At 68.6% G+C, this 24,244-nt stretch carries 22 protein-coding genes and 2 pseudogenes; 12 read left to right on the forward strand and 12 right to left on the reverse strand.

Annotated features, from left to right (window positions below; translation table 11 throughout):
* Positions 1-39: 39 nt before the first annotated feature.
* Positions 40-792, reverse strand: a complete 753-nt coding sequence (gene thyX / locus SNAS_RS21085; RefSeq protein ID WP_013019494.1) for an FAD-dependent thymidylate synthase — start codon at positions 790-792, stop codon at positions 40-42.
* Positions 793-940: 148 nt separating this feature from the next.
* Here thyX and SNAS_RS21090 point away from each other — a divergent pair, with 148 nt between their 5' ends.
* Both SNAS_RS21090 and SNAS_RS33075 read left to right on the forward strand, forming a co-directional pair.
* Positions 941-1,447, forward strand: coding sequence for a hypothetical protein (locus SNAS_RS21090; RefSeq protein ID WP_013019495.1), 507 nt, complete (start codon positions 941-943; stop codon positions 1,445-1,447).
* 38 nt (positions 1,448-1,485) lie between these two features.
* Positions 1,486-2,280, forward strand: a complete 795-nt coding sequence (locus tag SNAS_RS33075; protein ID WP_013019496.1) for a DUF4097 family beta strand repeat-containing protein — start codon at positions 1,486-1,488, stop codon at positions 2,278-2,280.
* A 170-nt stretch (positions 2,281-2,450) separates the two neighbouring features.
* On the opposite strand, the gene SNAS_RS21105 is transcribed toward SNAS_RS33075, so the two are convergent.
* The 3 genes from SNAS_RS21105 to SNAS_RS21115 are packed head-to-tail and all read right to left on the reverse strand — an operon-like array spanning position 2,451 to position 4,568.
* Positions 2,451-2,765: an MGMT family protein gene (locus tag SNAS_RS21105; RefSeq protein ID WP_013019497.1), complete on the reverse strand. Its 315-nt coding sequence runs from the start codon at positions 2,763-2,765 to the stop codon at positions 2,451-2,453.
* A 28-nt stretch (positions 2,766-2,793) separates the two neighbouring features.
* Complete coding sequence (locus SNAS_RS21110) at positions 2,794-4,008, reverse strand: PrsW family intramembrane metalloprotease (RefSeq protein ID WP_013019498.1); 1,215 nt, start codon at positions 4,006-4,008, stop codon at positions 2,794-2,796.
* The gene (locus tag SNAS_RS21115; protein ID WP_041625092.1) at positions 4,005-4,568 is read right to left on the reverse strand and encodes a hypothetical protein; all 564 of its coding nucleotides are present in this window, start codon (positions 4,566-4,568) and stop codon (positions 4,005-4,007) included. Before SNAS_RS21115 ends, SNAS_RS21110 begins: the two co-directional genes overlap by 4 nt.
* Before the next feature lie 188 nt (positions 4,569-4,756).
* Between SNAS_RS21115 and SNAS_RS21120 the strand changes: the two genes are divergently transcribed.
* Entirely contained in the window at positions 4,757-6,094 is a 1,338-nt protein-coding gene (locus tag SNAS_RS21120) for a GH1 family beta-glucosidase (protein ID WP_013019500.1), read from the forward strand.
* Positions 6,091-7,362, forward strand: coding sequence for an MFS transporter (locus tag SNAS_RS21125; RefSeq protein ID WP_013019501.1), 1,272 nt, complete (start codon positions 6,091-6,093; stop codon positions 7,360-7,362). Before SNAS_RS21120 ends, SNAS_RS21125 begins: the two co-directional genes overlap by 4 nt.
* Positions 7,363-7,522: 160 nt before the next feature.
* On the opposite strand, the gene SNAS_RS21130 is transcribed toward SNAS_RS21125, so the two are convergent.
* Positions 7,523-8,419, reverse strand: a complete 897-nt coding sequence (locus tag SNAS_RS21130; protein WP_013019502.1) for a hypothetical protein — start codon at positions 8,417-8,419, stop codon at positions 7,523-7,525.
* Between the two features lie 222 nt (positions 8,420-8,641).
* On the opposite strand from SNAS_RS21130, the gene SNAS_RS21135 reads away from it, so the two are divergent.
* From SNAS_RS21135 to SNAS_RS21150, 4 genes are all read left to right on the forward strand, one after another.
* Positions 8,642-10,795: a metallophosphoesterase gene (locus tag SNAS_RS21135; protein WP_013019503.1), complete on the forward strand. Its 2,154-nt coding sequence runs from the start codon at positions 8,642-8,644 to the stop codon at positions 10,793-10,795.
* Between the two features lie 157 nt (positions 10,796-10,952).
* Complete coding sequence (locus SNAS_RS21140) at positions 10,953-12,224, forward strand: metallophosphoesterase family protein (RefSeq protein WP_013019504.1); 1,272 nt, start codon at positions 10,953-10,955, stop codon at positions 12,222-12,224.
* Between the two features lie 101 nt (positions 12,225-12,325).
* Positions 12,326-13,564: an MFS transporter gene (locus SNAS_RS21145; RefSeq protein WP_013019505.1), complete on the forward strand. Its 1,239-nt coding sequence runs from the start codon at positions 12,326-12,328 to the stop codon at positions 13,562-13,564.
* A gap of 80 nt (positions 13,565-13,644) precedes the next feature.
* A complete protein-coding gene (locus SNAS_RS21150; RefSeq protein WP_013019506.1) occupies positions 13,645-14,607 on the forward strand; it encodes a PD40 domain-containing protein in 963 nt (320 codons plus the stop codon).
* A gap of 22 nt (positions 14,608-14,629) precedes the next feature.
* Here the strand turns inward: SNAS_RS21150 and SNAS_RS21155 are convergent, their stop codons facing one another.
* The 5 genes from SNAS_RS21155 to SNAS_RS34285 all read right to left on the reverse strand — a co-directional run bounded on the left by SNAS_RS21155 (position 14,630) and on the right by SNAS_RS34285 (position 19,558).
* The gene (locus tag SNAS_RS21155) at positions 14,630-15,403 is read right to left on the reverse strand and encodes a class I SAM-dependent methyltransferase (RefSeq protein WP_041626621.1); all 774 of its coding nucleotides are present in this window, start codon (positions 15,401-15,403) and stop codon (positions 14,630-14,632) included.
* 69 nt (positions 15,404-15,472) lie between these two features.
* A complete protein-coding gene (locus SNAS_RS21160; protein ID WP_013019508.1) occupies positions 15,473-16,570 on the reverse strand; it encodes a branched-chain amino acid aminotransferase in 1,098 nt (365 codons plus the stop codon).
* 198 nt (positions 16,571-16,768) lie between these two features.
* Positions 16,769-17,809: a 3-isopropylmalate dehydrogenase gene (locus SNAS_RS21165; protein ID WP_013019509.1), complete on the reverse strand. Its 1,041-nt coding sequence runs from the start codon at positions 17,807-17,809 to the stop codon at positions 16,769-16,771.
* Between the two features lie 90 nt (positions 17,810-17,899).
* A complete protein-coding gene (locus SNAS_RS21170) occupies positions 17,900-18,895 on the reverse strand; it encodes an RNA polymerase subunit sigma-70 (RefSeq protein WP_341871794.1) in 996 nt (331 codons plus the stop codon).
* Positions 18,896-19,558 carry a nuclear transport factor 2 family protein gene (locus SNAS_RS34285; protein WP_013019511.1) on the reverse strand — a complete coding sequence of 221 codons (663 nt, stop codon included), beginning with the start codon at positions 19,556-19,558 and terminating at the stop codon, positions 18,896-18,898.
* Positions 19,559-19,680: 122 nt separating this feature from the next.
* On the opposite strand from SNAS_RS34285, the pseudogene SNAS_RS37720 reads away from it, so the two are divergent.
* Positions 19,681-20,043, forward strand: a pseudogene (locus SNAS_RS37720) (iron chaperone); the annotation flags it as partial.
* On the opposite strand, the gene SNAS_RS21180 reads toward SNAS_RS37720, so the two are convergent.
* Positions 20,044-20,961 (reverse strand): class I SAM-dependent methyltransferase, encoded by a 918-nt coding sequence (locus tag SNAS_RS21180; protein WP_013019512.1) that lies wholly within the window; start codon positions 20,959-20,961, stop codon positions 20,044-20,046.
* A gap of 71 nt (positions 20,962-21,032) precedes the next feature.
* Between SNAS_RS21180 and SNAS_RS21185 the strand changes: the two genes are divergently transcribed.
* The gene (locus SNAS_RS21185; RefSeq protein WP_052305084.1) at positions 21,033-21,599 is read left to right on the forward strand and encodes a P-loop nucleotide/nucleoside kinase family protein; all 567 of its coding nucleotides are present in this window, start codon (positions 21,033-21,035) and stop codon (positions 21,597-21,599) included.
* Between the two features lie 75 nt (positions 21,600-21,674).
* Positions 21,675-22,253: a chloramphenicol phosphotransferase CPT family protein gene (locus tag SNAS_RS21190; RefSeq protein ID WP_013019514.1), complete on the forward strand. Its 579-nt coding sequence runs from the start codon at positions 21,675-21,677 to the stop codon at positions 22,251-22,253.
* Here SNAS_RS21190 and SNAS_RS21195 read toward each other — a convergent pair.
* A complete protein-coding gene (locus SNAS_RS21195; RefSeq protein WP_013019515.1) occupies positions 22,250-22,888 on the reverse strand; it encodes a TetR/AcrR family transcriptional regulator in 639 nt (212 codons plus the stop codon). The two genes, SNAS_RS21190 and SNAS_RS21195, sit on opposite strands and share 4 nt — an antisense overlap.
* A gap of 174 nt (positions 22,889-23,062) precedes the next feature.
* Between SNAS_RS21195 and SNAS_RS36840 the strand changes: the two are divergent.
* Positions 23,063-24,163: pseudogene (locus SNAS_RS36840) on the forward strand (MFS transporter); the annotation flags it as partial.
* Between the last annotated feature and the right edge of the window lie 81 nt (positions 24,164-24,244).

A 24,244-nucleotide genomic window follows, 5' to 3' on the forward strand; every position in this document is an offset into this window, starting at 1 on the left:
GTGACGAGACACCGCTCACCCGGCCGAAGACTGTTGCCTTCACCCCTCGTGGACGTAGGGGCTGGAGGCCACTTCGGTGCCGTCGGACAGGGAACTGATGCTGAAGTCGGCGACCACGTTGGGGACCTTCTCCTTGAGCCGCTTCAGGCAGGTGACGGCCAGGGCGCGGATCTCGACGTCGGCGTGCTCGGAGGCGCGCATCGCGATGAAGTGGCGCCACGCCCGGTAGTTGCCGGTCACGACGATGCGGGTCTCGGTGGCGTTGGGCAGCACGGCGCGGGCGGCCTGCCGGGCCTGCTTGCGGCGCAGGGTGGCGTTGGGCTCCTCGGCGAACTTCTTCTCCAGGCCCTCCAGCAGCTCGGTGTAGGCGCGCTGCGAGGCGTCGGCGGCGGCCAGGAACTTCTCGTGCAGGTCGGGGTCGGCGGCGATGACGTCCGGCTCGACCATCTGGGCGTCGCGCTCGGGCACGTAGCGCTGCGACAGCTGGCTGTAGGAGAAGTGGCGGTGCCGGATCAGTTCGTGGGTCAGGGATCGCGAGATCCCGGTCAGGTAGAACGAGACGCTGCCGTGCTCCAGGACCGACAGGTGCCCGACCTGGAGGATGTGGTCGAGATAACCGGCGTTGGTGGCGGTCTTGGGGTTGGGCTTGTTCCAGGACTGGTAGCACGCCCGCCCGGCGAACTCGGCCAGGGCCTGACCGCCGTCGGCGTCGGTCGACCAGGGCACGTCCTCGGGTGCCTCGAAATGGGTCCAGGCGATGATGGTGACCTGCGGCGACACGATTCCCGGCATGCGAGTACTCCCCTAGGCTTCTGTAGCGGCGTGCTGTGACGCGGAGAGCCTACTCGGCGGCCGGTGACGCACTGGCGTCCGTCGAGGCGACATCGTGATGACAGCGCGCCGACTTGCGCGACGCCATATTTAGTGTCATAATGGCGTCATGGATCTGAGTCCTTATCTTGAATCGCTGCGGCGGGATCTGGCAGCCGCCGCCGCACCCGCAGGTGACGCCGCGGTGCAGACCGCCGAACTGCTCGCCGGTTCGCTGGAGTCGTCACTGCGACTCGCGCTCCTCGAAGCGCTGTCCGACGCCGCCGCGGAGATCACCGGAGAGCTCAACCGCACCGGTAATCCCGCCACCGTCGAGGTGCGGATGCGGGCCAGGCAGGCAGATCTGGTCGTCAGCGAGACGCCGCAGGCCCCACCGGAGCCGCCGCCGGCACCGTCGGCCGATTCCGGTGACGTCGCACGGATAACGCTGCGACTGCCCGAAGCCCTGAAGGTCTCGGTCGAGAACTCCGCCTCGGCGGAGTCCATCTCGGTCAACGCCTGGCTGGTTCGGGCCATCAACGCCGCCGTTCACGGCGCGCCGCCACCACCGTCGTCGAGCGCACCCGCCGGACGAGCCCGCTTCGGCAGGCGCGTCACCGGGTACGCCCAAGCCTGAGCTCCACACACTCCAAAGACACGAGAGAGTACATCGTCATGCCTGAATTCGCTTGCGACGGACCGATTTCCGTCAACATCACACTGGCGTCCGGAAGCTGCGAAGTGGTCGCCGAGGACCGCGCCAACGCCGTGGTCACCGTGACGCCGCACAAGAACAACAGCAAGTCCAAAGAGGCCGCCGAGAAGACCTCGGTGGACTTCCGCGACAACAAGCTGACCGTGCGGGCTCCCGACATGACCAGCTGGCTGCTGGGCGGCAACGCCGCCATCGACGTGGTCGTCAAGGTGCCGGTGGGTTCCAACGTCACCACCAAGTCGGCCTCGGCCTCGATCAACTACCAGGGACAGCTGGAGGTCGTCTCGGCCACGACGGCCTCGGGCTCGATCACCGTGGAGAAGGCCACCGAGGCCTCGGTCAACACCGCCTCGGGCGACGCGCACGTCATCGAGTGCGTCGGTGCCGCGCGGGGCAACACGGTCTCCGGTGACCTGCAACTGGACCACGTCGGGGGCGACGTCAACGCCAAGTCGGTCTCGGGCGACGTGCGCATCGGCTACGCCGGCGGCTCGCTCCAGGGCAACAGCGTCTCGGGCGACATCAACGTCAACTCCATCAGCACGGGCCACTGCCGCGTCAAGTCGGTGTCGGGGGCGGTTTCGATCGGCATCGCACCGGGTACCGGAGTGTGGATGGACGTCACCTCGGTCTCGGGCAACACCTCCAGCGACCTCGCCGTGGGCGACATGCCCGCCGCCGCGGCGGCCAACCTGGAACTGCACGTCAACACGATCTCGGGGAACATCGATCTCTTCCGGGCGCAGCCCGTTTGAGCACAGCCAGGCGCAGCCCGTTTAAGGCTTAGAGGAGGGGAAGGACCCCGGTCGGCTCAGTCGGCCGGGGTCCTCCACATCTGGGGGCTACCGGCGAAACCGTTGGCATCACCGGATCCTCGGCACCGCCGCCACCGATGCGCCCGTTGAGCAGGTGGCGGAACGTCTCGCTACTGGCCGTTCCAGCGGGCGCGGGCCATGTCGATGCGGGTGGCGCTGCCGCCGCGGCGCAGTGGGGTGCCCTCGTCGCGATAGGCCGCCAGGGCGCGGGCCTCGTGTCCGGGCAGGATCACGCCGTCGGAGCGCACCACCCGCCACCAGGGCACCGGGCCGCCGTAGTGGGACATCACCCGGCCGACTTGGCGGGGCCCGCCCTCGCCGATCCATTCGGCGATGTCGCCGTAGGTCATGACCTTGCCCGGCGGGATCGACTCGGCCGCCTCCAGGACCTTTTCGGCGAAGTCGGGCAGTACCGCGTCGTCCATACGGGCATTGTGCGACAGCGGGGGCGGCTCAGGTCCGGGCGGGGTCGCGTTTGCGTTTGCGGGGCTTGCGGCCCAGCCGTCGGGCGGCGTCCAGTTCGGCGCGGACGGCCAGGACGTTCTGGCGGGCGACCACGACGTCGAGGGCGTTGTTGGGGTCGACCTCGGCGCGTTTGGCCCGGGCGAGTGCCTCGCCGAGCATGAGGTGGGCGCGTTGCATCCGGGCCACCAGTTTGCGTCCCTTGGGGCCGTATTCGAAGTCGGCCTGTTTGCGGGCCTTGCGTCGGGTGCGCAGGGTGCGCATCGAGGCCATCTCGGTCTCGGTGATCACCTCGGCGGACTGGCCGGTCATGATCCGTTCGAACCAGTGCCATTCGTAGCGGGCGGCGTAGCGGTACAGGACGAAGAAGAAGATGAGGATCAGCGCGCCCTTGCCGTACACGGCCAGCGCGCCGACGCCGTTGGGCATGCCGTCGGGCAGCGGCGAGTTCCACAGTGCGTGCATCAGCCAGGCGGCGATGAACAGGCCGACGGCGATGCCGTAGCGGCGCAGCGGGGAGCGCATACCCTTGGTGGTGACGGCGTAGGCGATGCCCAGACCCGCGACTCCACTGTAGATCGGGTGGCTCCAGGGACCGGCGACCAGGATCCGGATCACGGTCACCGACACCGCTCCGGCCACGTCGCTGTTGGGGTTGGAGTAGGCGTTGTTGATGGCGTAGACCATGTTCTCGGTGACCTGGAAGCCCAGGCCGCACATCGCGCCGTAGGTCAATCCGTCGATGGAGCGGTTGAAGTGCTCCTTGACGATGAGCACCAGGATGATGACGCCCAGCGTCTTGAGCCATTCCTCATTGGTGGGTCCGGCCAGCGCGGCGCCCCAGCGGGCGGCGAAGCCGGTGCCGAACAGTTTGGTCATCAGGGCCAGCAGGTTGTTGTTGGCGATGATGGCCACCGAGGTGGCCACGACCGCACCCCAGATGAACGCCGCCGCCCGCACCGCCGCGGGTTCGCGCTCGAACAGGTCCATTCGGGACAGGATCAGCACGAACACCGCGGCCAGGGCTCCGTTGAGGAGGGCGGCGATCCACAGTGCCGACGACAGCGCGGTCACGGCGTCGGACATCATGCTGCCCAGGCTGACCAGGCCGAAGCCCACCAGCACGACGTACAGCCAGTAGGCGGGTTTGCGGACCCTCACGAAGGTGCCCTGTCCTTCGACGACGACCCGTTCCACGGTGATCATGTCGTCACCTCCAGGGAACCGAGCATGTCGTCGACGTCGTCGAACTCACCGTCGAGTCTGCCCAGTGGCGCGGTGACCTCGACGACGGCGGCCACCGATCCCTTGCCCACCACGATGAGCGCACCGCCGTAGCGTTCGCCGGTCAGGTCGCCGCGCAGTCCCTTGAGGTCGTCGGTGGGCCGGTAGGGCTTGGAGTCGGTGACCAGGTAGGAGGGTTTGGCGTCGGCGAGGTCGCGTTTCTTGCGGTTGAACAGGACCGTGAGGTCCTCGACCCCGGCCACGGCGTCCACTGTCAGCACCAACGGCGAGTGCACCAGGGTCACGCTCTTGGTGCTCGACTCCGAGGTCTCGATGCTCCAGCCCTCGTTGGGGATCTTGAACGCGACCGAGCCGGTGTCGGGGGGCGCCATGGGCGGCGGCGTCGCCGACAGTTCGATCTCGTAGTCGGGGGCCAGTTCCTCCTGGCCGGGCACCAGGTGGTTGGCCGTGATCCAGGTGACCACCGGAGCGAAGACCGCCACCGCCATCAACAGCGCGGGCCACAGTTTCCCCTGTTCCAATCCGAAGCGGTTAAGTCGTATCGCACCTTCGATCACCACGCCTCCCCTTTCGGGCTCTTTGTCCCCACCGAACAGTCTGGCACCTTAACGGCTTCGGCGCTGTCGACGAGGGCGATGCCGGATAACTCGACCGAATGGTCTTTGACTGGTAGGTTCGCGAGACAAATTCATGTTTTATGGAGGTGTCCATGACAGCCATGCCCCGATTCCCCGACGGCTTCCACTGGGGAGTGGCCACCTCGGCGTTCCAGATCGAGGGGGCGCTCGACGCCGACGGCCGGGGCCGCTCGGTCTGGGACACCTTCACCGCCACTCCCGGCAAGATCCGCGACGGCCACACCGCCGCGACCGCCTGCGACCACTACCGTCGCTTCGGCGAGGACATCGACCTGATGCGGCGCCTGGGCATCGACGTCTACCGGTTCTCGATCGCCTGGCCCCGGGTGTTCCCCGACGGCCACGGCAAGGTCAACACCGCCGGGCTCGACTTCTACGACCGCCTCGTCGACGCGCTTCTGGCCGCGAACCTCACCCCGATGCCCACCCTGTTCCACTGGGACCTCCCACAATCCCTTGAGGACGCCGGTGGTTGGCTGAACCGCGACACCGCCGCCCACTTCGCCGACTACGCCTCAACAGTCGCCCAGCGGCTCGGCGACCGGGTGAACGACTGGATCACCCTCAATGAACCCTTCGAGCACATGGCGCTCGGCTACGCGCTGGGCCAGCACGCCCCCGGTCACATGATGCTGCTGGAGAGCCTGCCGGTGGCGCACCACCAACTGCTCGGGCACGGCCTGGCCACAGCGAGGTTGCGCGCCGCCGGAGCGAAGCGGGTGCTGCTGACCAACAGCTACACCCCCGTCGAACCCGCCACCGCCTCCGAGGCCGACGCGGCCGCCGCTGCCGCCTACGACGCCCTGCACCGCGGCCTGTTCACCGATCCGGTGGTGCTGGGCCGCTACCCGGACCTGTCGGCCTTCGGCGCCGACGAGCTGCCGTTCGTCCACGATGATGACCTCGACGTCATCGCCACCCCATTGGACGGTCTGGGCGTCAACTACTACGCCCCCACCAAACTCGCCGCCGCCGTCGACGGGCCGCTGCCCTTCACGATGACCGAGTACCCCGACGCCGACAAGACCGCATTCGACTGGCCGGTCGTCCCCGACGGGATGCGCCGGATCCTGGTGGAGTTGACCGAACGCTACGGCGACGCGCTGCCGCCGCTGTGGGTCACCGAGAACGGCTGCTCCTTTCCCGACGGTCCCGGCGACGACGGCGCCGTCCACGACGACCGACGTATCTCCTACCTGGACTCCCACATCCGCGCCGTGCACGATGCCATCGAGCAGGGAGCCGACGTGCGCGGGTACCTGACCTGGACGCTGTGCGACAACTTCGAATGGGCCGAGGGCTACCACCAGCGCTTCGGTCTGGTGCATGTGGACCATGACACCCAGAAGCGCACCCCCAAGGACTCCTTCGCCTGGTTCGCCGGGATGCTCGCGGAGCAACGCGCATGACCACCGGCACCGCGGGGCCACCGTCGGCACTGACCGAACCGCGCGACAAGGTCGGCCCCGGGTGGATCGGCGGCATCACCGCCGGGGTGCTCGGCATCTACATGGCGTTCTTCACGCCGATCCAGATCCTGCTGCCGATCCAGCTGGCCGCCATCGATCCCGGCTCGAAAGTGGAGACCTTCGGTCTGGTCACCGGCGCCGGAGCCCTGGTCGCGGTGATCGCCAACCCGTTGGCCGGGGCGCTGTCCGACCGCACCACCTCCCGGTTCGGCCGCCGTCACCCCTGGACGCTGGGCGGCGTGGTGCTCGGCGCGGCGGCCCTGATCGCGCTGGGGTACCAGACCTCGGTACTGGGTGTCCTGATCGGATGGTGCGCGGCACAGGCGGCGCTCAACGCCGCGTACGCCAGCATCAACGCCGCCGTGCCCGACCACGTGCCGGTGCGGCAGCGCGCCGTGGTCTCCGGCTGGATCGGGTTCCCGCAGGCCCTGGGCCTGGTGCTGGGCGCGATCGTGGTGACGATGCTTGTCACCGGCGCCGAGGCCGGATACCTGGCGATCGCGCTGGCCGCGGTGGCGCTGGCGTTGCCGTTCGTCCTGACCACCGCCGACCCGCCGCTGTCGCGCGCCCATCGGCCGACGGTGTCGTGGCGGCGGATCCTGGCCGGGTTCTGGGTGAGCCCGCGCGAGCACCCGGATTTCGCCTGGGCCTGGATAACCCGGTTCCTGGTGATGCTCGGCAACTCGACCGGAACCTTGTACCTGCTGTTCTTCCTGCAGGACGCCGTCGGCTACGAGCGGCTGTTCCCCGGCCACAGCTCCGACGAGGGCGTCTTGATCCTCACCCTCATCTACACCGCCGGGGTGATGGCCACCGCCGTGGTGTCCGGAGTGGTCTCCGACCGGATCGGCCGCCGCAAGTCACTGGTCACGGCCTCGGCGGCGGTGATCGCGTTCGCCGCGCTGCTGCTGACCTTCTGGCACACCTGGCCGATGTCCATGATCGCGGCCGGGGTGATGGGAGCCGGGTTCGGCGTCTACCTGTCGGTGGACCAGGCGCTCATCACCCAGGTGCTGCCCGCCGCCGCCGACCGCGCCAAGGACCTCGGCGTCATCAACATCGCCAACTCGGCCCCGCAGGTGCTGGGCCCGGCGCTGGCGGCACCGATCGTGGCGGGCCTGGGCGGTTACACCGGCCTGTACGCGCTCACCGCGGCCATCACGCTGCTGGGCGGCGTCCTGGTCTGGAAGATCCGCTCCGTCCCCTGAGGGTGTGTCCTGCGGATCCATCCGGCAGGCTGCGAAGCCCTCAGACACGTCGCCTGGCGGCGTTGTCGTCGTCGCCCATGGCTCCGCCATGGACTCCTCCTCCGCCTTGCCATGCTCGGTCTGAGAACTTCTCGCCGCACGGAGACCCACAGGACACACCCTAAGTCCAGTCCCAGCGCACCCCGTAGATGCCCGGCTGCGGGTCCAGCACGACGCACTGGAACCGCGACAACGGTTGCGGCGGAACCGATTCCGACAGCACGCGTTCGGGACGTTCCTGCGCGGCCTGGTAGAAGCCCCGGCAGCGCGACGGCAGCCGGGCCGGATCGAACTCGACCTGGAGCGCCAGATCCCGCACCCCCGGCGGGATCCGCAGGTCGTAGTGGCGTTCGTTCTGCCCCGGCGGGTAGTGGATGCCGAACTCGACGACCCGCAGCTCCCCGGGCAGCAGCGGCTCGTCGAAGGTCAGCTCGAAGGCCGACAGCAGGCCGGGCACATCGGCGCGCATCCGGCCCGCGCGGCACCCCACGGTGTCGTAGACGCTGGGCGGCTGCGGCAGCGAATCGGTGCGCAGCAACGAGATCAGCCGGTCGGCGCGGCCGGTCTCACCGCGGACCAGCAGCCGGTGGTGGGACTTGCGCTCGTGCCCCTCGGAGTCGAGGTAGATCTTCACCGACCGCGAGACCCGGGCCGGGACGTACAGGTCCTCGGGAACCGCGTCCAGTTTGGCCAGCACCCGCTCCACCGCGCGCGGCGAGCGCCACATCCGCTGGTGCGGCAGCGTCGTCGCCGAGGGCGGCCGCCACCGGCCCCGGGGTTTGCGCTCCGGGATCAGCGCCAGCAGCGCCTGCGGTTCCAGGCCGAGCAGTTCCTCGATGCCCTCCAGCGCCGCCAGCGACGCGCGCCGTTCGGGGTGGTTGACGCCGCTCTGCCAGCTGCTGAGCGTCGAGACGCCCGCCGGGGTTCCCCTGGCGCGCAACTGTTCCGACAGATTTTCCAGACTGTGTCCACTGGAGGTGATCGCTGCCCGCAGCGCCGAACTGAATGGGCTTCGCATCGGGTACCTCTTGGATTGGGGGGTGGTTCGCGAACTGCCTGCCGCTTTTCGGTCGCCGAATGTTACCGCCGATCGCACATTCACGCATCGACATGTCGCAACTTTTCATCCAGAGTTTTCCAGCTCAGACACAATCGGCTACTGCGTCACCGTCACGTCCGGCGGTCTAATCACGAAAGCCCCGGACGAGCCCGCGTCCGGTTGAGAACCCGAAGGTTTGACATGCCCGAAAGACGGAAATTCGGTCCCCGGCTGCTGGCCACGGCCACCGTCGTGGTCATCGCGGCCACGGCGCTGGCGGCGTCGCAGTCGTTCGCGAACGAGACCTCACCGCCCGACAAGAAGAGCCCCGACGTCCCCGCACTCGCCGAGCAGGTCACCCAGGTGCGCGAGCCCGGCACCAAACAGGCCGCCACCTCGGTGTCCGGCCGCGGCGCGGCCGCCACCGGCTCCCGCTCGATCTGCGCCGAGGACGCCAGGTGGCTGCGGATCCGCTTCACCAAGCTCGACCTGCGCGGCGACGACACGATCCGGCTGCGCGGCTCGTCGGGCGGCAGCCTGAAGCTCGACGCCGACAACTGGCCCGGCAAGGCGTTCCACACCCGGGCGCTGCCCGGTTCCTGCGTCACCGTGACCCCGGATCTGTCCGATGCGGACAGCCGCTTCGCCGTCGACGCCTACCAGTACGGCGAGCAGCCGCTCAGCCAGGCCAGCGTGACGGTCGCCGGTGCCGGTGACATCTGCGGCTCGGCCTGCAACCAGACCGACGATCTCATCGCGAACATCAACCCGGCGGCGGTGTTCACCGCCGGGGACAACGCCTACGAGAGCGGAACCCTGTCGCAGTACCGCAACCAGTACGACCCCACCTGGGGCAGGTTCAAGTCCAAGACGCACCCCACCCCCGGCAACCACGAGTACCAGACCTCCGGCGCGTCGGGATACTTCGACTACTTCAACGGCACCGGCAACAACACCGGCCCGGCTGGCGAACGCGGCAAGGGCTACTACTCCTACGACGTCGGCGACTGGCACTTCGTGGCGCTCAACAGCGACATCTCGCACGGCGCCGGTTCCACACAGGAGAAATGGCTGCGCGCCGACCTGGCGGCCAACACCAAACCGTGCACCGCCGCCTACACGCACCACCCCCGGTTCTCCAGCGGCGACCACGGCGACGACACCGGCATGACGGCCCTGTACGACGCCCTGTACGCCAACAAGGCCGACATCTTCGTCACCGGACACGACCACCACTACGAACGCTTCGCCCCGGCCCGCTCCAACGGTGCCGAGGATCCGAACGGCGTGCGCGCCTTCGTCATCGGCACCGGCGGACGCAACCTGTACTCCAGTACCTCCAATTCGGCCGGTCCCAGCGAGAAGTTCAACAACAACACCTTCGGCGTCGGCAAGTTCCAGCTGACCGCCACCGGGTACACGATGGACTTCGTGCCGGTCGCCGGACGCACCTTCACCGACCACGTCGAGGGCGAATGCCACAACGCCGCCAAGACCCCGGACTTCGGGGTCACGGCGAACCCGTCGGCGCTGTCACTGCCGCAGGGCACCAGCGCCGAGACGACCGCGACCGTCGCCAGCAGCGGCGGCTTCGGCTCGGCGGTGGCGTTGTCCGCGTCCGGCCTGCCCTCGGGCGTCACCGCGGCCTTCTCCCCCGCGACCGTCACCCCACCGGCCAACGGTCAGGCCACGTCGAGACTGACGTTCACGGCGGCGAGTACCGCCGCGATCGGCAGCCACACCGTCACCGTGACCGCGAAGTCCGGCGACACCTCGCGCACCTTCGCAGTCACGGTCACGGTCCGAGACCCCAATGACGCCGGACTGTCGGACGACTTCGAGGCCGAGCGGGGCTGGGTGGTCAACCCGGCCGGAACCGACACCGCCGCGACCGGGATCTGGGAGCGCGGCGACCCGGACCAAACGACGTCGACGTACAGCGACCAGGTCAAGCAACTGGGCACCACCGCCAGCGGCTCGAACGCGCTGAGCACCGGCCGCGCCGCCGGATCCGCCTACGGCGACAACGATCTCGACGGCGGCGTCACCTCGGTGAGGTCACCGGCGTTCACGGTCCCGTCGGGGACGGCGGGCCTGTCGTTCGCGTACAACGTCGCGCACGGCGACAACTCCAGCGCCGACGACTACCTGCGCGTCAGTGTCGTCGACGCCTCCGGGACGACGAAAGTCTGGGAGTCGCTGGGCGCCGCGTCCGAGAAGGCCGGTTCCTGGAAGACGGCAACGGTAGACCTTTCCCGATACGCGGGCAAGGAGGTCACGATCCTCGTGCAAGCGGCTGACGCTGGTGGCGGCAGCCTGTTTGAGGCCCAACTCGACGACGTGACGGTTTCCTGACCCGCACTGGCTCGCACCGGCGGCCCCCTCGGCGCCGGTGCGAGCTCATTTTCAGAGTTATCCCGATCGTCGGTGATTGCCTGCTGCGACCGGCGGCCTGAGCTACTTCAATCACGGTTACCGCAAGGTCCTTTCCGAACGCACCAGGAGGAACGACTTGCCGAAACCACGCAAACTCAGACAACGACTGTTGACCGCGACCGGCGCGGTGATACTCATCGCCACCGTCGGTTTCGTGGCCACCGAATCGTCGGCGAACCAGAACTCGGCCGACGACGCCCCCACAGTCCCGAAACTCACCGACATGGTCACGCAGGTGGCCGAACCCGGCGCGAAGGAGGCGCCGATATCGGCGTCCGGCACCGGTTCCAAGGCCGCGAAGCGGGAGTTGTGCCACGACGGCGCCAGCTGGCAGCGGTTCCGGTTCACCGAACTGGATCTGAACGGCGAGGACTCGCTGACCGTGACCGGTTCCGAGGGTGGGACGTTCACCTTCACGAACCGGCACTGGCCCGGCAAGGCGTTCTACTCGCGGGCCTTCTCCGGCGAGTGCGTCACCGTCGAGCCGAAACTGTCCGACAAGGACAGTGGATATGAGATCGACGCGTTCCAGTACGGCTCCAAGGCTTTGACGAAGGAGACCGTGACGGTGGCCGGAGCCGGGGACATCTGCGGCGACGCCTGCAACCAGACCGACGACCTCATCACGAACATCAACCCGGCATCGGTGTTCACGGCGGGCGACAACGCCTACGAGGACGGCACTTTGGACGAGTTCCAGGAGCAGTACGACCCGACCTGGGGAGCCTTCAAGGACAAGACCCGTCCCGCACCCGGTAACCACGAGTACCACACCGACGGCGAGGGCTACTACGAGTACTTCGGCGACAACGCCGGGGAGGCCGGTAAGGGCTACTACTCCTACGACGTCGGCGACTGGCACTTCGTGGCGGTCAACAGCGAGATCGACTTCGACCCCGATTCCGAACAGGGACAGTGGCTGGCCGACGACCTCGCGTCCAACACGAAGCCCTGCACCGCCGCGTACACGCACCACCCCCGGTTCTCCAGTGGTGAACACGGTGACGACTCCGGAATGGACGACATCTTCTCAGCCCTGTACGACAACCAGGCCGACCTGTTCATCACCGGCCACGACCACCACTACGAGCGCTTCGCCCCGGCGGCGCCCGACGGTTCGCAGGACGACGACAAGGGCCTGCGCAGCTTCGTCATCGGCACCGGCGGCCGGGCACTGTACGACGTGCCCGGCGGTTCCGACGGACCCAGCGAGGTGTTCAACAACGACACCTTCGGCGTCGGAAAGTTCGACCTGACCGCGACCGGCTACTCCATGGACTTCGTCCCGGTGGCCGGACGCGACTTCACCGATCACGTGGAAGGCGGCTGCCACAAGGCTTCCGCCTAGGCCCTGACCGACCATCCACGAGACGGTCCGGCCGGTGAGGACACTGATCCGGCACGTCAATCCTCACCGGCCGGGCCGACGAGACCCTCGGAGGCTCAGCGATGTATCTGTCGGCCACCCGCGCCGCCGACTCGGCCCGCACCACCACGGCCACCCCCGCCGCCCGCCGCGTCGGCGGTACCGTCATCGCCCTGGGACTGGTCAGCCTGGTCACCGACATGTCGGCCGAGATGATCACCGCGATCCTGCCGATGTACCTCATGTACGGGCTGGGCCTCGGCTACCTCCACCTGGGAATGCTGGACGGGCTCTACACCGGAGCGACCGCCCTGCTGCGCCTCGGCGGCGGCTTCGCCGCCGACCGGCTCAACCGCCCCAAGGCCGTCGCGCTGTCCGGCTACGGCCTGTCGGCCGCCACCAAACTGGGCTTCCCGCTGGTGGGCGCCTCCCTGGGCGGCATCGGCACCCTCGTGGGTCTCGACCGGGCGGGCAAGGGCATCCGCACCGCGCCTCGCGACGCCCTCATCACCGCCGCCACCGCGCCCGAAGCGCTGGGCCGCGCCTTCGGCGTCCACCGGGCCCTCGACACCGCCGGAGCCCTGCTGGGTCCACTGTTGGCCTTCGCCCTCCTCGCCGGGGTCGCGGGCGGCTACGACCAGGTGTTCGTCGTCAGCTTCTGCCTCGCCGTCGTCGGCGTGCTCATCCTGGCGTTCTTCGTCAACAACCCGCCCGCCGCCCCCGGTCACCGCCGCGCCACCGTCCGCGCCGCGCTGTCGGCGGTCACTGACGCCCGACTGCGCCGCGTCTGGCTGGCCACCGGCATCCTCGGCGTCGCGACGGTCGGCGACATGTTCCTGTACCTGGCGATCCAGCGGCAACTCGGCCTACCGCCCCAAGCCTTGCCGCTGCTGCCGCTGGGCAGCGCCCTGACCTTCATGCTCGCGGCGGCCCCGGTGGGCCGCGTCGCCGACCGGCTGGGACGGTGGCGCGTCTTCCTGGCCGGGCACCTACTACTGCTCGGCGGCTACCTGGCCCTGACCGGCACGGCATCCGGCTGGCCGATTGCCGTCGCGGTACTCGCCATGCACGGCGTCTTCTACGCCTGCTCCGACGGCGTCCTCATGGCCCACATCGGACCATCCATCCCCGACTCGGTCCGCGCCACCGGCATGGCCGTCATCCAAACCACCCAGGCCCTGGCCCGAGCTGGCGGCGCGGTGGTCTTCGGCATCGTGGCCCAAACCGTCGCCCTGTCCACCGCCTTCGGCTTCGCCGCCGCAGCACTCGCGGCAGCCGTAACCGCCAGCGCCGTCCTCTGCCTACGAAAGCCGAGCCCGTGACGGCCGCAGCCGCGCCGCCCTCCGGCTCCCGGCTCCCGGCTCCCGGCTCCCGGCTCCCAAAGCCTCACGAAGGGAACGCAATGAGCAAACTGTCCGCCATCCCTCGCCGCACGGTCTACGGCGTGGCCGCGATCGTCCTGGTCCTGTTGCTTGGCACCGGCTACGTCACCTGGCGCGGCATGTCCACAAGCTCCGAAGCCAACAGCGACGGCTTCGACCTCGACCGTAAAGACGGCATCGTCTACGTCGACACCGACGGCCGCACTCGCCTGGCCGACCGCGACGGCGACACTCTCGGCACCGGCCCCCGCTGCGAACGCGCCGCCGCAGCCGCCGGACGCCTGTCCTGCCTGCGCGCCCTCAACCAGCAGTTCTCCTCCGAGATCACCGTCTACGACGGCAAACTCAAGCAAAAGCTGAACCTGCCGCTGTGGGGCATCCCCAGCCGCACCCGAATGTCGGCCGACGGCCGCTTCGTAGCCTGGACGGTGTTCCGCGAGGGCGACTCCTACATGGCCAACGGCCGCTTCTCCACCACCGCCGGAATCTACGATCTCAAAACCAAGGCCCACTACGGTTCCCTCGAAGACTTCACCGCCTATGTAGACGACAAGAAGTTCGAACGCGAGAACCTCAACTACTGGGGCATCACCTTCACCGACGACGGCCACACCTTCTACGCCACCATGGCCTCCGGCGACACGACCTGGCTGATCCGCGGCGACCTGCGCGACAAGACCCTCACCGCGCTACGCGAGAACGTCGAGTGCCCGTCGCTGTCCCCTGACGGCACCCGCATCGCCTACAAGCACCGCGACGGCGACCGCTGGCGACTCCACGTCCTCAACCTCAAGTCCGGCAAGGACACCGCACTGTCCGAAAAGGCCCACATCGACGACCAGGCCGCCTGGCTCGACAACCACACCGTCGGCTACGCCAAGTCCCACGACGACAAACCCGCCGTGTTCACCGTCGAAGCCGACGGCGGCGGAAAACCGCACCGACTGCTGGCCGGTTCCTCCCCGACCGCGTTGTCTGGTTGAGGCCCGCGAACCCGAACGCGGTCTAGGACCCGTCGGGCCGCAGCACGGCGAGATACTCGTGGCGGTCGGTCAACAGCGGCTGGTGGCTGACGTGCGGCTTCGCCAGGTCCAGTTCCTCGTCGCCGACGACCACGGCACTCAGCCGCAACCCCGTGCCCTCCAACAGCAACCTCAGGTCGGCGGGGGTGTAGCAGCGCAGGTCCTGGGTGAAGCCGCGCTGAGGTTCGTCGGTGCGCCACCAGGTGTCCACCGCCCGGCCGTTGACGGGATCGAATCGGTTCAGTTGCCGCAGTTCGTGGCGGTACCCGGCTTCCGGTCTGGCGCGCAGCAGTTCCTCGTCACCGTCCCAGCTCGCCCACACGAACGGATTGAACACGTCGATGAGTGCGACACCGTTGCCCGTCAGCCACTCGCTGGCGATCCGGCGCAGCAGCCGCCGCTGGTCGGCGTCCGTGCCGATCCCGAAGCCGTTGAAGTAGCACACCGCGTCGAAGCGGCCGGGCAGCTCCACGCCGTAGAAGTCGGCCTGGACGAAGCGCGGCGAGTCCGGGGCGGCATGGCGGCTCGCCGCGTCGATCCGGTCGCTGATCTCCACGCCGATCACCTCGTGACCGGCCTGCGCGATCGCGGCGGCGGTGTTGCCGTAGCCGCTGCCCAGTTCGAGCACCCGGCCGCGCTCCGGGCCGAGCCAGCGGGACAGTGACGCGGCCCGGTCACGGTCGCGATCGGACACGTCGCTTTCGGCATCGGCCCACCACTTGCCGGTGGTGGAGTAGAAACCCTCGACCCATTCCATGGCCATCAAGGTATTGAGTGTCGGGTATGTCCACAACCGGCTTTTCGACCGCGCGGCCGAGTTCGCCGGTCAGCCGATGACGCTGGTCCACCCGTACGGGTCGGCGGCCTTACCGTGCTGGATGTCCAGCAGCGTCTGGCGCAGCTTCATCGTCAGCTCACCGGCCTTGCCACCCGAGGCGTGGAACTCGCCGGTGTGGTCGCGCACCGTGCCGACCGGGGTCAGCACCGCGGCGGTGCCGCAGGCGAAGGTCTCGGAGAGGCTGCCCGACAGCGCGTCGGCCTTCCACTCCTCGAAGCTGTACTGCCGCTCCTCCACCCGGTAGCCGAGGTCGCGGCCCAGGGTGAGGACGGCGTCGCGGGTGACACCGGCCAGGATCGTGCCCAGTTCGGGGGTCACGATCTTCTTCTCGGCCTCGTAGACGAAGAAGATGTTCATGCCGCCGAGCTCGTCGATGTACTTGCGGTGCACCGCGTCCAGGAACACCACCTGCTCGCAGCCGTTCTCGATGGCCTCCGACTGCGGTCGCAGGCTGGTGGCGTAGTTGCCGCCGCACTTGGCCGCGCCGGTGCCGCCGGGAGCCGCGCGGGTGTACTCCTGCGAGACCCACAGGCTCACCGGCTTGGGGCCGGACTTGAAGTAGGCGCCCGCCGGTGAGGCGATGACGCAGTACAGGAACTCCTTGGCGGGTCTGACGCCCAGGAACGCCTCGTTGGCGAACATGAACGGCCGCAGGTACAGGCTGGAGTCCTCGTCGTCGGGAACCCAGGACTTGTCGACGTCGATCAGCGCCTGCAACGAGGCCAGGAACCACTCCTCGGGCAGCTGGGCCATGGCCATCCGCTCGGCCGAGCGCTGGAACCGGCGGGCGTTCTCGTCGGCCCGGAACAGGCCGATCTTGCCGTCGGCCCGGTGGTAGGCCTTCATGCCCTCGAAGATCTCCTGGGCGTAGTGCAGCACGGCCGTGGCCGGGGACATCTGGATCGGGCCGTAGGCCTGGACCGTCGGGTCGTGCCAGCCCTGTCCCTCGGTGTACTGGATGGTGACCATGTGGTCGGTGAAGTGGAGTCCGAAGCCGGGGTTGGCGAGAATCTCGGCGCGCTCGGCCGCCGACCGCGGACGCGGATTAGGCCGGATGTCGAACTGGGGCAGGTCGCCGCCAATCATGTCTAGACCTCCGCGAGACGTCGTTGTCTGGCGCTCCTCGGCAGTGCGGGAAGCGAGTTTGGTGGTTGTCATCAGAACTTACCCTTCGTTAAGGCCGACGGATCAGCCCGTCCGCCAGGGTGCCCGAAACGCGAAGAAAAGCACCCGGCGGGCGAACCCACCCGGGCGCTGAGTGAAAGTGCAGGTGCCGCGAGTGAGCTAGCCGAGGATCTCGGCTACTCGGGCGGCTACTCGATCGCCGACGGCCGCGGTGCTGAGCGGCTCGCCCGGGGTTCGCCCGGACAGTTCGGCGGTGACGGCCTGGCTGACCGCGGTGGCGGCCTCGCCCTGGCCGATGTGGTCCAGCAGCAGGGACGTGGACAGGATCGCGGCTATGGGGTCGGCGATGCCCTGGCCGGCGATGTCGGGGGCCGAGCCGTGCACCGGCTCGAACATCGACGGGTGCGCGTGGTCGGGGTTGACGTTGCCGGAGGCGGCCAGCCCGATGCCGCCGGTGACGGCGGCGGCGATGTCGGTGAGGATGTCGCCGAACAGGTTGTCGGTGACGACGACGTCGAAGTGCTGCGGCCGGTTCACCATGAACATGGCCGCGGCGTCGATGTGCTGGTAGTCGGTCGTCACGTCCGGGTACTCGGTGGCGACCTCGTCGAAGGTGCGGCGCCACAGGCCACCGGCGTACGACAGCACGTTGGTCTTGTGGACGCAGGTGACGTGTTTGCGGTCGCGGCGCTTGGCCCGTTCGAAGGCGTCGCGCACGACGCGTTCGGTGCCGTAGCGGGTGTTGAGGCTCTCCTCGGTGGCGATCTCGGCGGAGGTGCCCTTGTGGAGCACTCCCCCGGCGCCCGCGTACAGGCCCTCGGTGCCCTCGCGCACCACCACCAGGTCGATCTCACCGGCCTTGACGTCGGCCAGCGGCGTCTCGGCGCCGGGCAGCAACTTGGACGGCCGCAGGTTCACGTACTGGTCGAAGTCGAAGCGCAGCTTCAACAGCAGCCCGCGCTCCAGCACGCCCGGCGGAACCGTCGGGTCGCCGACGGCGCCCAGCAGGATCGCGTCGTGCTGGTCCAGTTCGGCCTGCACCGATTCGGGCAGCACCTCGCCGGTGGCGTGGTAGCGGCTGGCCCCGAGGTCGTACTCGTTGGCCTCCAGGTTGGGAAGCGCCACGGCGAGAACCTTGCGTGCTTCGGCGGTCACCTCTTGACCGATTCCGTCGCCGCCGATCACCGCGATGCGCGTCATTCCCTGTTTCCCCTTAACCGTCGTTACGTCTGACCGCGCCACCATACCGGAACCGTCCCGCTATCCGGCAATCTGGTCTCACGATCTGGACTAGGCGTCGCGGGCATCGTCCGCCGCGATCCGCGGCGGCAACCCGAAACCCGCGAACAGCCCCGGATCCATGAACGCGACGACGTGCTCGACCCCGGCCTCACCCACGTCGAGGACGTGCACCGCGTACGCCGCGAAGCCGTCCCCGTCCCGCAGGTACAGCGCCAGCGCCGGTTGCCCGTTGGCCGACACCCGCACGAACCGGCGGCCACCGCCGTCGCCCAGTTTCGTGGCCAGGAACCGCACCACGTGGTCCCGCCCGGCGAACCAGGTCGGATACGGCGGCATCTCCCACACCGCGTCGGCCGACAACGCGGCGGTCAGCGCGTCCAGGTCGGCCTCGGCGAACGCCTTCGCGTACCGGTCGACGAACTCCCGCTGCCGCGCCGTCAACGGCCCGACCTCCCGTACCGCCTTCGGGTTCGCGCGCCGCAGCTGGCTCCGCGCGTGCTGCAACAGACTGTTGACGGCCGCCGGGGTGGTGTCGAGGAACTCGGCCACCTCCCCGGCCCGCCACTCCAGGACGTCCCGCAGGATCAGCACCACCCGCCGCCGGGGCGGCAGCAGTTGCAGCGCCGCGACCAACGCCAGCCGCATGCTCTCCCGGCCCTCCACGACCGAGGCCGGATCGTCGGGGAACGGTTGCAGCCACGGCACATCCGACGTCTGCGACGGCACCGGCGCCTCCGGATCGGCGCTGGCGTCGCCCCACCCGGACGGCAACGGCCGCCGCTTCGCCCGCTCCAGCGCCCGCAGGCACGCGTTGGTGGTGATCCGGTACAGCCAGGTCCGCAGCGAGGAGCGGTCCTCGAACCGCGGAAACGCCCGCCAGGCCCGCAACAGCGCGTCCTGGAGCACGTCCTCGGCCTCGTGGACCGAACCCAGCATCCGGTAACAGAAGCCCAGCAGCTCGGGCCGCAACGGCTCGGCACGCCGGGCGAACTCGTCCTCGCGGGTGGCCGTGGCCATGTGCCTCCTCTTTCGACGGTGTCGAATCTAGCCGACCATCCGGTACTGGCCGATGAGCTTCGCTCCCGATCGCGTGGGGCCGTCGGGAACCCGATCTGAGAACTCGCGCTGGAACTCGGCGAAGGAACTCAGTTCGGTCAGGTTCGTGCCGCCGGGTTCGTTGATCACGACGTGGACGAAACCGACGCCGTCGTCCAGCCGCAACGACACGTACCGCACCCCGCCGGGGTCCTCGGCAGCCAGCTGCTCGAACACGTCGGCGACCAGCTTCTCGTTGGCGTCGGCCGCTTCGGGCAGCGTCCGGTACTGGATGACGGTGGCCTCGGTACCGCGTCCGGGAGCTTCGGCCCGCCGCACCGGATAGGTGTCGAACACGACGGTGTCGGCGGCGATCCGCCCGTCCCGGAACTCCAGCCGATCCACCGCCCGCAGCGGTCCCAACGGACCGGCCATCATCGTGTACGCGACCAGGGCCCGATGCTCGTCGGCGAACACGGTCTCGATGCTCAACTCCGTGATCGCCGTACCGAACCCGGCGATCGCCGCGCTGACCTCCGCCACCCCGGCCAACCGCACCCGGGGGCTCTCGAACACCACGTCCTCGGTCAGATATCCGGTCAGCGCCTCGCGGTCCCCGCGTCCGAACGCCTCGATGAACTCCACCGCGAGCTTCTCGTTCGCCTGCGACATATCCCTGCTCCTCACATGATCGTCGTGCTGTCATGGAGGTAGATCCGCGCGGCTGCCCGGATTCATCACCGTCACGGGAGAAATCTTCTGGACCGTCGCACACGCGGCGTAGTGTCGCGGACATGGTGAGCAGCAAGGCCGCAACCGTCGACGAGTACCTGGCCGAACTGCCGGACGGCCGCCGCGAGGCGCTGACCCGGTTGCGGGACCTGTGCGTCGCCGAACTGCCGGGCTTCACCGAGGCGATGGCCTACGGCATGCCCGCCTACGACCGCGACGGTTTCGGCGGGGTCGCCTTCGCCAGCCAGAAGCAGTACATCTCGTTCTACCTGCTGCGCACCGACGTCCGCGACGCCTTCGCCGAGCGGCTGGCCGACCACGACATGGGCAAGGGCTGCCTGCGGTTCCGCAAACCCGAGGCCATCGACTTCGACCTGGTGCGCGACCTGCTGCGCGCCACCGCCGCCAGCCCGGGCCAGAACTGCTTAGCCCTCCCGCGCCTGGAACTCCCACACGATCAGGCTCGGGTTGCCCCGGGTGGCGGCGTTGGTGGCCGCCACCGCGAACGGGTGCAGCGCCCACACGTTCGGCATCCGGGCGGGATCATGGTCGGGCGCCCGATCCGAAGCCGCCCCGGCCGGTACGCCGTTCTCGTCCACGTAGTCACCGTCCACTCCATACTCGGCGCAGTGCCGCACGTCCAACCCCAACGGCAGCGCGACCTTCAGGTATTCGGCCGCCGAGCGATGCTTGTTGAGCGAATACGTCGCCACCCCCGCATCGTCGTATCGCACCAGCGGGTGGTCGAAGTTGTCGAGCAACCCCCGGGTGTCCGAGATGACAAGCCGCCCACCGGGTTTGAGCACCCGCGCGAACTCGGCGAACACCGGCGCCAGGTCGGGCACGTGGCACAACGCCAGCGCGCACACGATCACGTCCACATGCGAGTCCGGTACCGGCAACGCGTCCAGCCCGGCCTGGTGGAACTCCACCTCCGGCAGCTTCTCCCTTGCCACGGCGAGCATCTCGGCCGAGGAATCCACCCCGATGACCTGATGCCCCCGCCCGGCCAGGTACGCGGCGTGCCGCCCCGTCCCGCAGGCGGCATCGAGCGCGACGCCGGGCTCCAGGGCGTCCAGCAGTTCCCGCATCCGGGGCTGTTCCATGTCGATCAAGCCGTTGCCGGGCTCGTCGTACACCGCAGCCCAGGACGCATATACGTCCTCAACGGACAGTTCCTTCGCGGTTCCCCCGTCCCCGAACTTCTCCATGTCGTCGAGCAACCGACGAATGTCCGCGATGCGCTCGTGGACGAACTGTCGATCGTGCTCCCCGCCCCAGGCCCGCAACAACGCGACGCCCTGCAAACCGAGCAGATAGGACAGTGGATGTTGATACAGCATCCGCGCAGCCTAGGTTTAGCCCCTTCACCGCCGCCACCGATTTTCCGCCCCCGGCTGTCAGACTCGCAGTAATGAACCAGCCATCCTCGACCGGCAAACTCACCGACACCGTCGTGTGGATCAACGGCACCTTCGGCGCGGGCAAGACCACCACCGTCACCCGCCTCACCGAACTGCTGCCCGACACGCTGGTCTTCGACTCCGAGCTGGTCGGGCACCTCCTGCGGCACCTGCTCCGCTCCCGGCCGCCGGTCGGCGACTTCCAGGACTATCCGGCGTGGCGGTACCTGGTGCCGCACACGGCCGCGCAACTCCTCGCCCACTCCGGCGGCACGCTGGTCATACCGCAGACCGTGCTGGTCGAGCAGTACTGGAAGGAACTGATGTCGGGTTTCGACGGGCTCGGCCTCACCGTCCACCACGTCGTCCTGCACGCCGACCGCGACACCCTGACACATCGCATCGACAACGACACTGCCGAAGCCGGTGCCCGGCCATGGCGGCTGGACCACCTCGACGCGTACGAACGAGCGCTGCCGTGGCTTCGCGAGGCCGCGCACGTCATCGACACCACCGAGCTGGCCCCGGCGGACACGGCACGCACGATCGCCGCCCGTCTCGGCCAAGCCGAGAGCTGAAGCCGCCTCCCGGCGGCTAACGTACCGGTCGCGGGGTCGGCGACCGTCGACCCGCGGAAGGTGAGCGACGTGATCATGGAACCGCCGAACCCGGACCAGACTCCCGGCCGGGTCATCCTGCTCAACGGCACCACCAGCTCCGGCAAGTCCAGCGTCGCCGCGCAACTGCTGGCCCAACTCGACCGGCCGTACTTCCACATGCCGGTGGACGGCATCAACGCGATGCGCGCCGACGGCTGGGCCGACCGCCTGGGCCCCGAAGCCTTCGGTGCGGTGCTGGAGCGGACGGTCCTGGGATTCCATCGCGCCGTGGCCGGGATGGCGTTGGCGGGCAACGACGTCGTGATGGACCACGTGTTGCGGGAACCAGCGTGGTTCACCGACTGTCTGCGCGTGTTCGACGGCATCGAGGTCGTGTTCGTTGGCGTCCACTGTCCACTGCCGGAGTTGCGGCGACGCGAGGCGGCGCGCGGCGACCGGGAGCCCGGCCGCGCGGAGTTCCACTTCACCCGGGTGCACGTCCACGGCGACTACGACATCGAGTGCGACACCTCCGAGCTGTCGCCCGCCGCGTGCGCCCGGCACATCATCGACCGTCTCACCACGATCGGTACGCCGCGCGCCTTGGACCTCGCCCGCAAGTCGGTCGGCTAGCGCCGCAGCACATCCCCCAGTCCGGTCTCCAGTAGCGCGAAGGCGCGCTCGGCCCGAGCCTTGGCCTCGGGGTAGACCTCCGCGGCGGTCTCGCCCCCGACCATGCGGACGATGTTCGCGCGGATCAGGGCCATCCGCACCCCCTCGATCTGGGCGGCCACGAGGTCGGCGGTGAGGTCGTCGCATTCGTCCTCTGTGGCCAGGTACTCGGCGAGCCGCCGCTGTGCCTCGGCGACATAGGAGGCCCAGCGCATCCGCAACGACGGAACCTCGGAGGCGATCCGCTGTAGCTTGCGCACGGTGTCGTTGTCGCTCAGGCCGGTGGCGGGATCCTGTTCCAGCAGCGCGGCCAGAAAGTACTCGCGTACCGCGTCCACCGGCGTCTGCCCGGACGCGCGGTCGCGAACCGCTTCGGTCGGATCGTCCACGTGCCGCTCGGGGGCGGCCATGAGCAGGTCGTCCTTGCTGCCGAAGTAGTTGAACACGGTCATCTTCGACACCTGCGCGGCCTCGGCGATCTCGGCGACCGTGACGTTGTCGTAGCCCTTGGCGCTGACGAGTTCGATCGCCGTGTAGATCAGGTCCCGCCGAGTCTGCGCCTTCTTGCGTTCCCGGAGGCTGAGTTCGTCCGACATGACATTAATGTACCAGTTCAAAGTATGTGCTCGGAATAATTTTTGACCAAGTACAAGTTTGTTGTTATCGTTCCCGGCATGACGACAACCCCGATAACGAATCCGATGACCCCGTTGCAGCGAAAGATCGGCATGTTCGCGTGTCTGGCGACGATCATCCTGGCGGTGCTCGACATGAACATCGTCTCGGCCGCCACGGTGCCGATCGTGCGCGAACTGGACCCCGTCCACGGCGTCGACAAGGTCGCCTGGCTGGTCAGCGCCTTCGCGCTGGCGTCGACGGCGGCGCTGCCGCTGTACGGCAAACTGTGTGACGTCTTCGGCGCCAAGCCGGTGTTCCTGGCCGCCGTCGGCACCTTCATGGCCGGATCGATCCTGTGTGGATTCGCCACCGACATGACCCAGCTGATCGCGTTTCGCGCTGTGCAGGGCATCGGCGGCGGCGGTCTCATGAGCGTCACCATGGTCGTGATCGCCAAGATCTTCGAGGGCCAGGACGGCTCCCGGCAGAGCGGCAGCATGGGCGGCCTCGTCGGCGGTCTGGGTATGGGCGTCGGCCCGGTGATCGGCGGCCTGTTCGCCGACGCCGGTAACTGGCGCTGGATCTTCTGGATCAACATTCCGCTCGGCGTGGCCATCATCGTGGTCGGCGCCCTGGTGTTGAAGCTCAACCACACCCGGGTCGCGCACCGCATCGACTTTTTGGGCGCGGGCCTCGCCGCCGCTTTCACCACCGGCGCGCTGTTGGTTACCGAGTGGGGCGGCGTCGAGTTCGCCTGGACCTCCCCGGTGATCCTGGGCCTGGCCACCGCCAGCGTGCTGACGCTGGCGCTGTTCCTGTGGCGACAGTCCACAGCGGCCGAACCGATCCTGCCGCTGACGCTGTTCCGCATCCCGACGGTGCGACTGGCCTTCGTGATCCAGGGCCTGACCGGCGTCGCGATGATGGGCACCATGGTCTACCTGATGGTGTACCTCCAGGTGGCCCGCGACATCGAGGCCACCGCGGCGGGCATGTTCATGATCCCGATGGCGGCCGGACTGTTCGTCATCGGCATCGTGTCCGGCAAGCTGATGGAACGCGGCTGGGCCACTCGCAACTTCATGATCTCCGGCACCGGTTTCGGTGCCCTCGCGCTGGCCCTGCTGGCACTGACCGAAAGCGACACCTCACTGTGGATCATCCGCGGCGAGATGTTCCTGTTCGGCGTCGGCATGGGACAACTGTTGGGTCTGCTCGTGGTCGCGGCCCAACAGGCCGCGCCGAAACACCAGATCGGCGTGGCCACCACCGGAGTGCGACTGTTCCAGACCCTGGGCGGCGCTTTCGGAGCGGCGGTGTTCGGCACCCTGCTC

Origin of the sequence: Stackebrandtia nassauensis DSM 44728, from assembly GCF_000024545.1 — a bacterium.
In the GTDB taxonomy this organism is placed as follows: Bacteria; Actinomycetota; Actinomycetes; order Mycobacteriales; family Micromonosporaceae; genus Stackebrandtia; species Stackebrandtia nassauensis.

Excerpts from the sequence above, each read along its gene's own strand:
- SNAS_RS21155 (WP_041626621.1), bottom strand. The coding sequence starts at position 15,403 with ATGGAATGGGTCGAGGGTTTCTACTCCACCACCGGCAAGTGGTGGGCC.
- SNAS_RS21090 (WP_013019495.1), top strand. The coding sequence starts at position 941 with ATGGATCTGAGTCCTTATCTTGAATCGCTGCGGCGGGATCTGGCAGCC.
- SNAS_RS21120 (WP_013019500.1), top strand. The coding sequence starts at position 4,757 with ATGACAGCCATGCCCCGATTCCCCGACGGCTTCCACTGGGGAGTGGCC.
- SNAS_RS21130 (WP_013019502.1), bottom strand. The coding sequence starts at position 8,419 with ATGCGAAGCCCATTCAGTTCGGCGCTGCGGGCAGCGATCACCTCCAGT.
- SNAS_RS21195 (WP_013019515.1), bottom strand. The coding sequence starts at position 22,888 with ATGTCGGACGAACTCAGCCTCCGGGAACGCAAGAAGGCGCAGACTCGG.
- SNAS_RS21150 (WP_013019506.1), top strand. The coding sequence starts at position 13,645 with ATGAGCAAACTGTCCGCCATCCCTCGCCGCACGGTCTACGGCGTGGCC.
- SNAS_RS21185 (WP_052305084.1), top strand. The coding sequence starts at position 21,033 with ATGAACCAGCCATCCTCGACCGGCAAACTCACCGACACCGTCGTGTGG.
- SNAS_RS21125 (WP_013019501.1), top strand. The coding sequence starts at position 6,091 with ATGACCACCGGCACCGCGGGGCCACCGTCGGCACTGACCGAACCGCGC.
- SNAS_RS21160 (WP_013019508.1), bottom strand. The coding sequence starts at position 16,570 with ATGATTGGCGGCGACCTGCCCCAGTTCGACATCCGGCCTAATCCGCGT.
- SNAS_RS21180 (WP_013019512.1), bottom strand. The coding sequence starts at position 20,961 with ATGCTGTATCAACATCCACTGTCCTATCTGCTCGGTTTGCAGGGCGTC.
- SNAS_RS21105 (WP_013019497.1), bottom strand. The coding sequence starts at position 2,765 with ATGGACGACGCGGTACTGCCCGACTTCGCCGAAAAGGTCCTGGAGGCG.
- SNAS_RS21190 (WP_013019514.1), top strand. The coding sequence starts at position 21,675 with ATGGAACCGCCGAACCCGGACCAGACTCCCGGCCGGGTCATCCTGCTC.
- SNAS_RS21165 (WP_013019509.1), bottom strand. The coding sequence starts at position 17,809 with ATGACGCGCATCGCGGTGATCGGCGGCGACGGAATCGGTCAAGAGGTG.
- SNAS_RS21135 (WP_013019503.1), top strand. The coding sequence starts at position 8,642 with ATGCCCGAAAGACGGAAATTCGGTCCCCGGCTGCTGGCCACGGCCACC.
- SNAS_RS21110 (WP_013019498.1), bottom strand. The coding sequence starts at position 4,008 with ATGATCACCGTGGAACGGGTCGTCGTCGAAGGACAGGGCACCTTCGTG.
- SNAS_RS34285 (WP_013019511.1), bottom strand. The coding sequence starts at position 19,558 with ATGTCGCAGGCGAACGAGAAGCTCGCGGTGGAGTTCATCGAGGCGTTC.
- SNAS_RS33075 (WP_013019496.1), top strand. The coding sequence starts at position 1,486 with ATGCCTGAATTCGCTTGCGACGGACCGATTTCCGTCAACATCACACTG.
- SNAS_RS21145 (WP_013019505.1), top strand. The coding sequence starts at position 12,326 with ATGTATCTGTCGGCCACCCGCGCCGCCGACTCGGCCCGCACCACCACG.
- thyX (WP_013019494.1), bottom strand. The coding sequence starts at position 792 with ATGCCGGGAATCGTGTCGCCGCAGGTCACCATCATCGCCTGGACCCAT.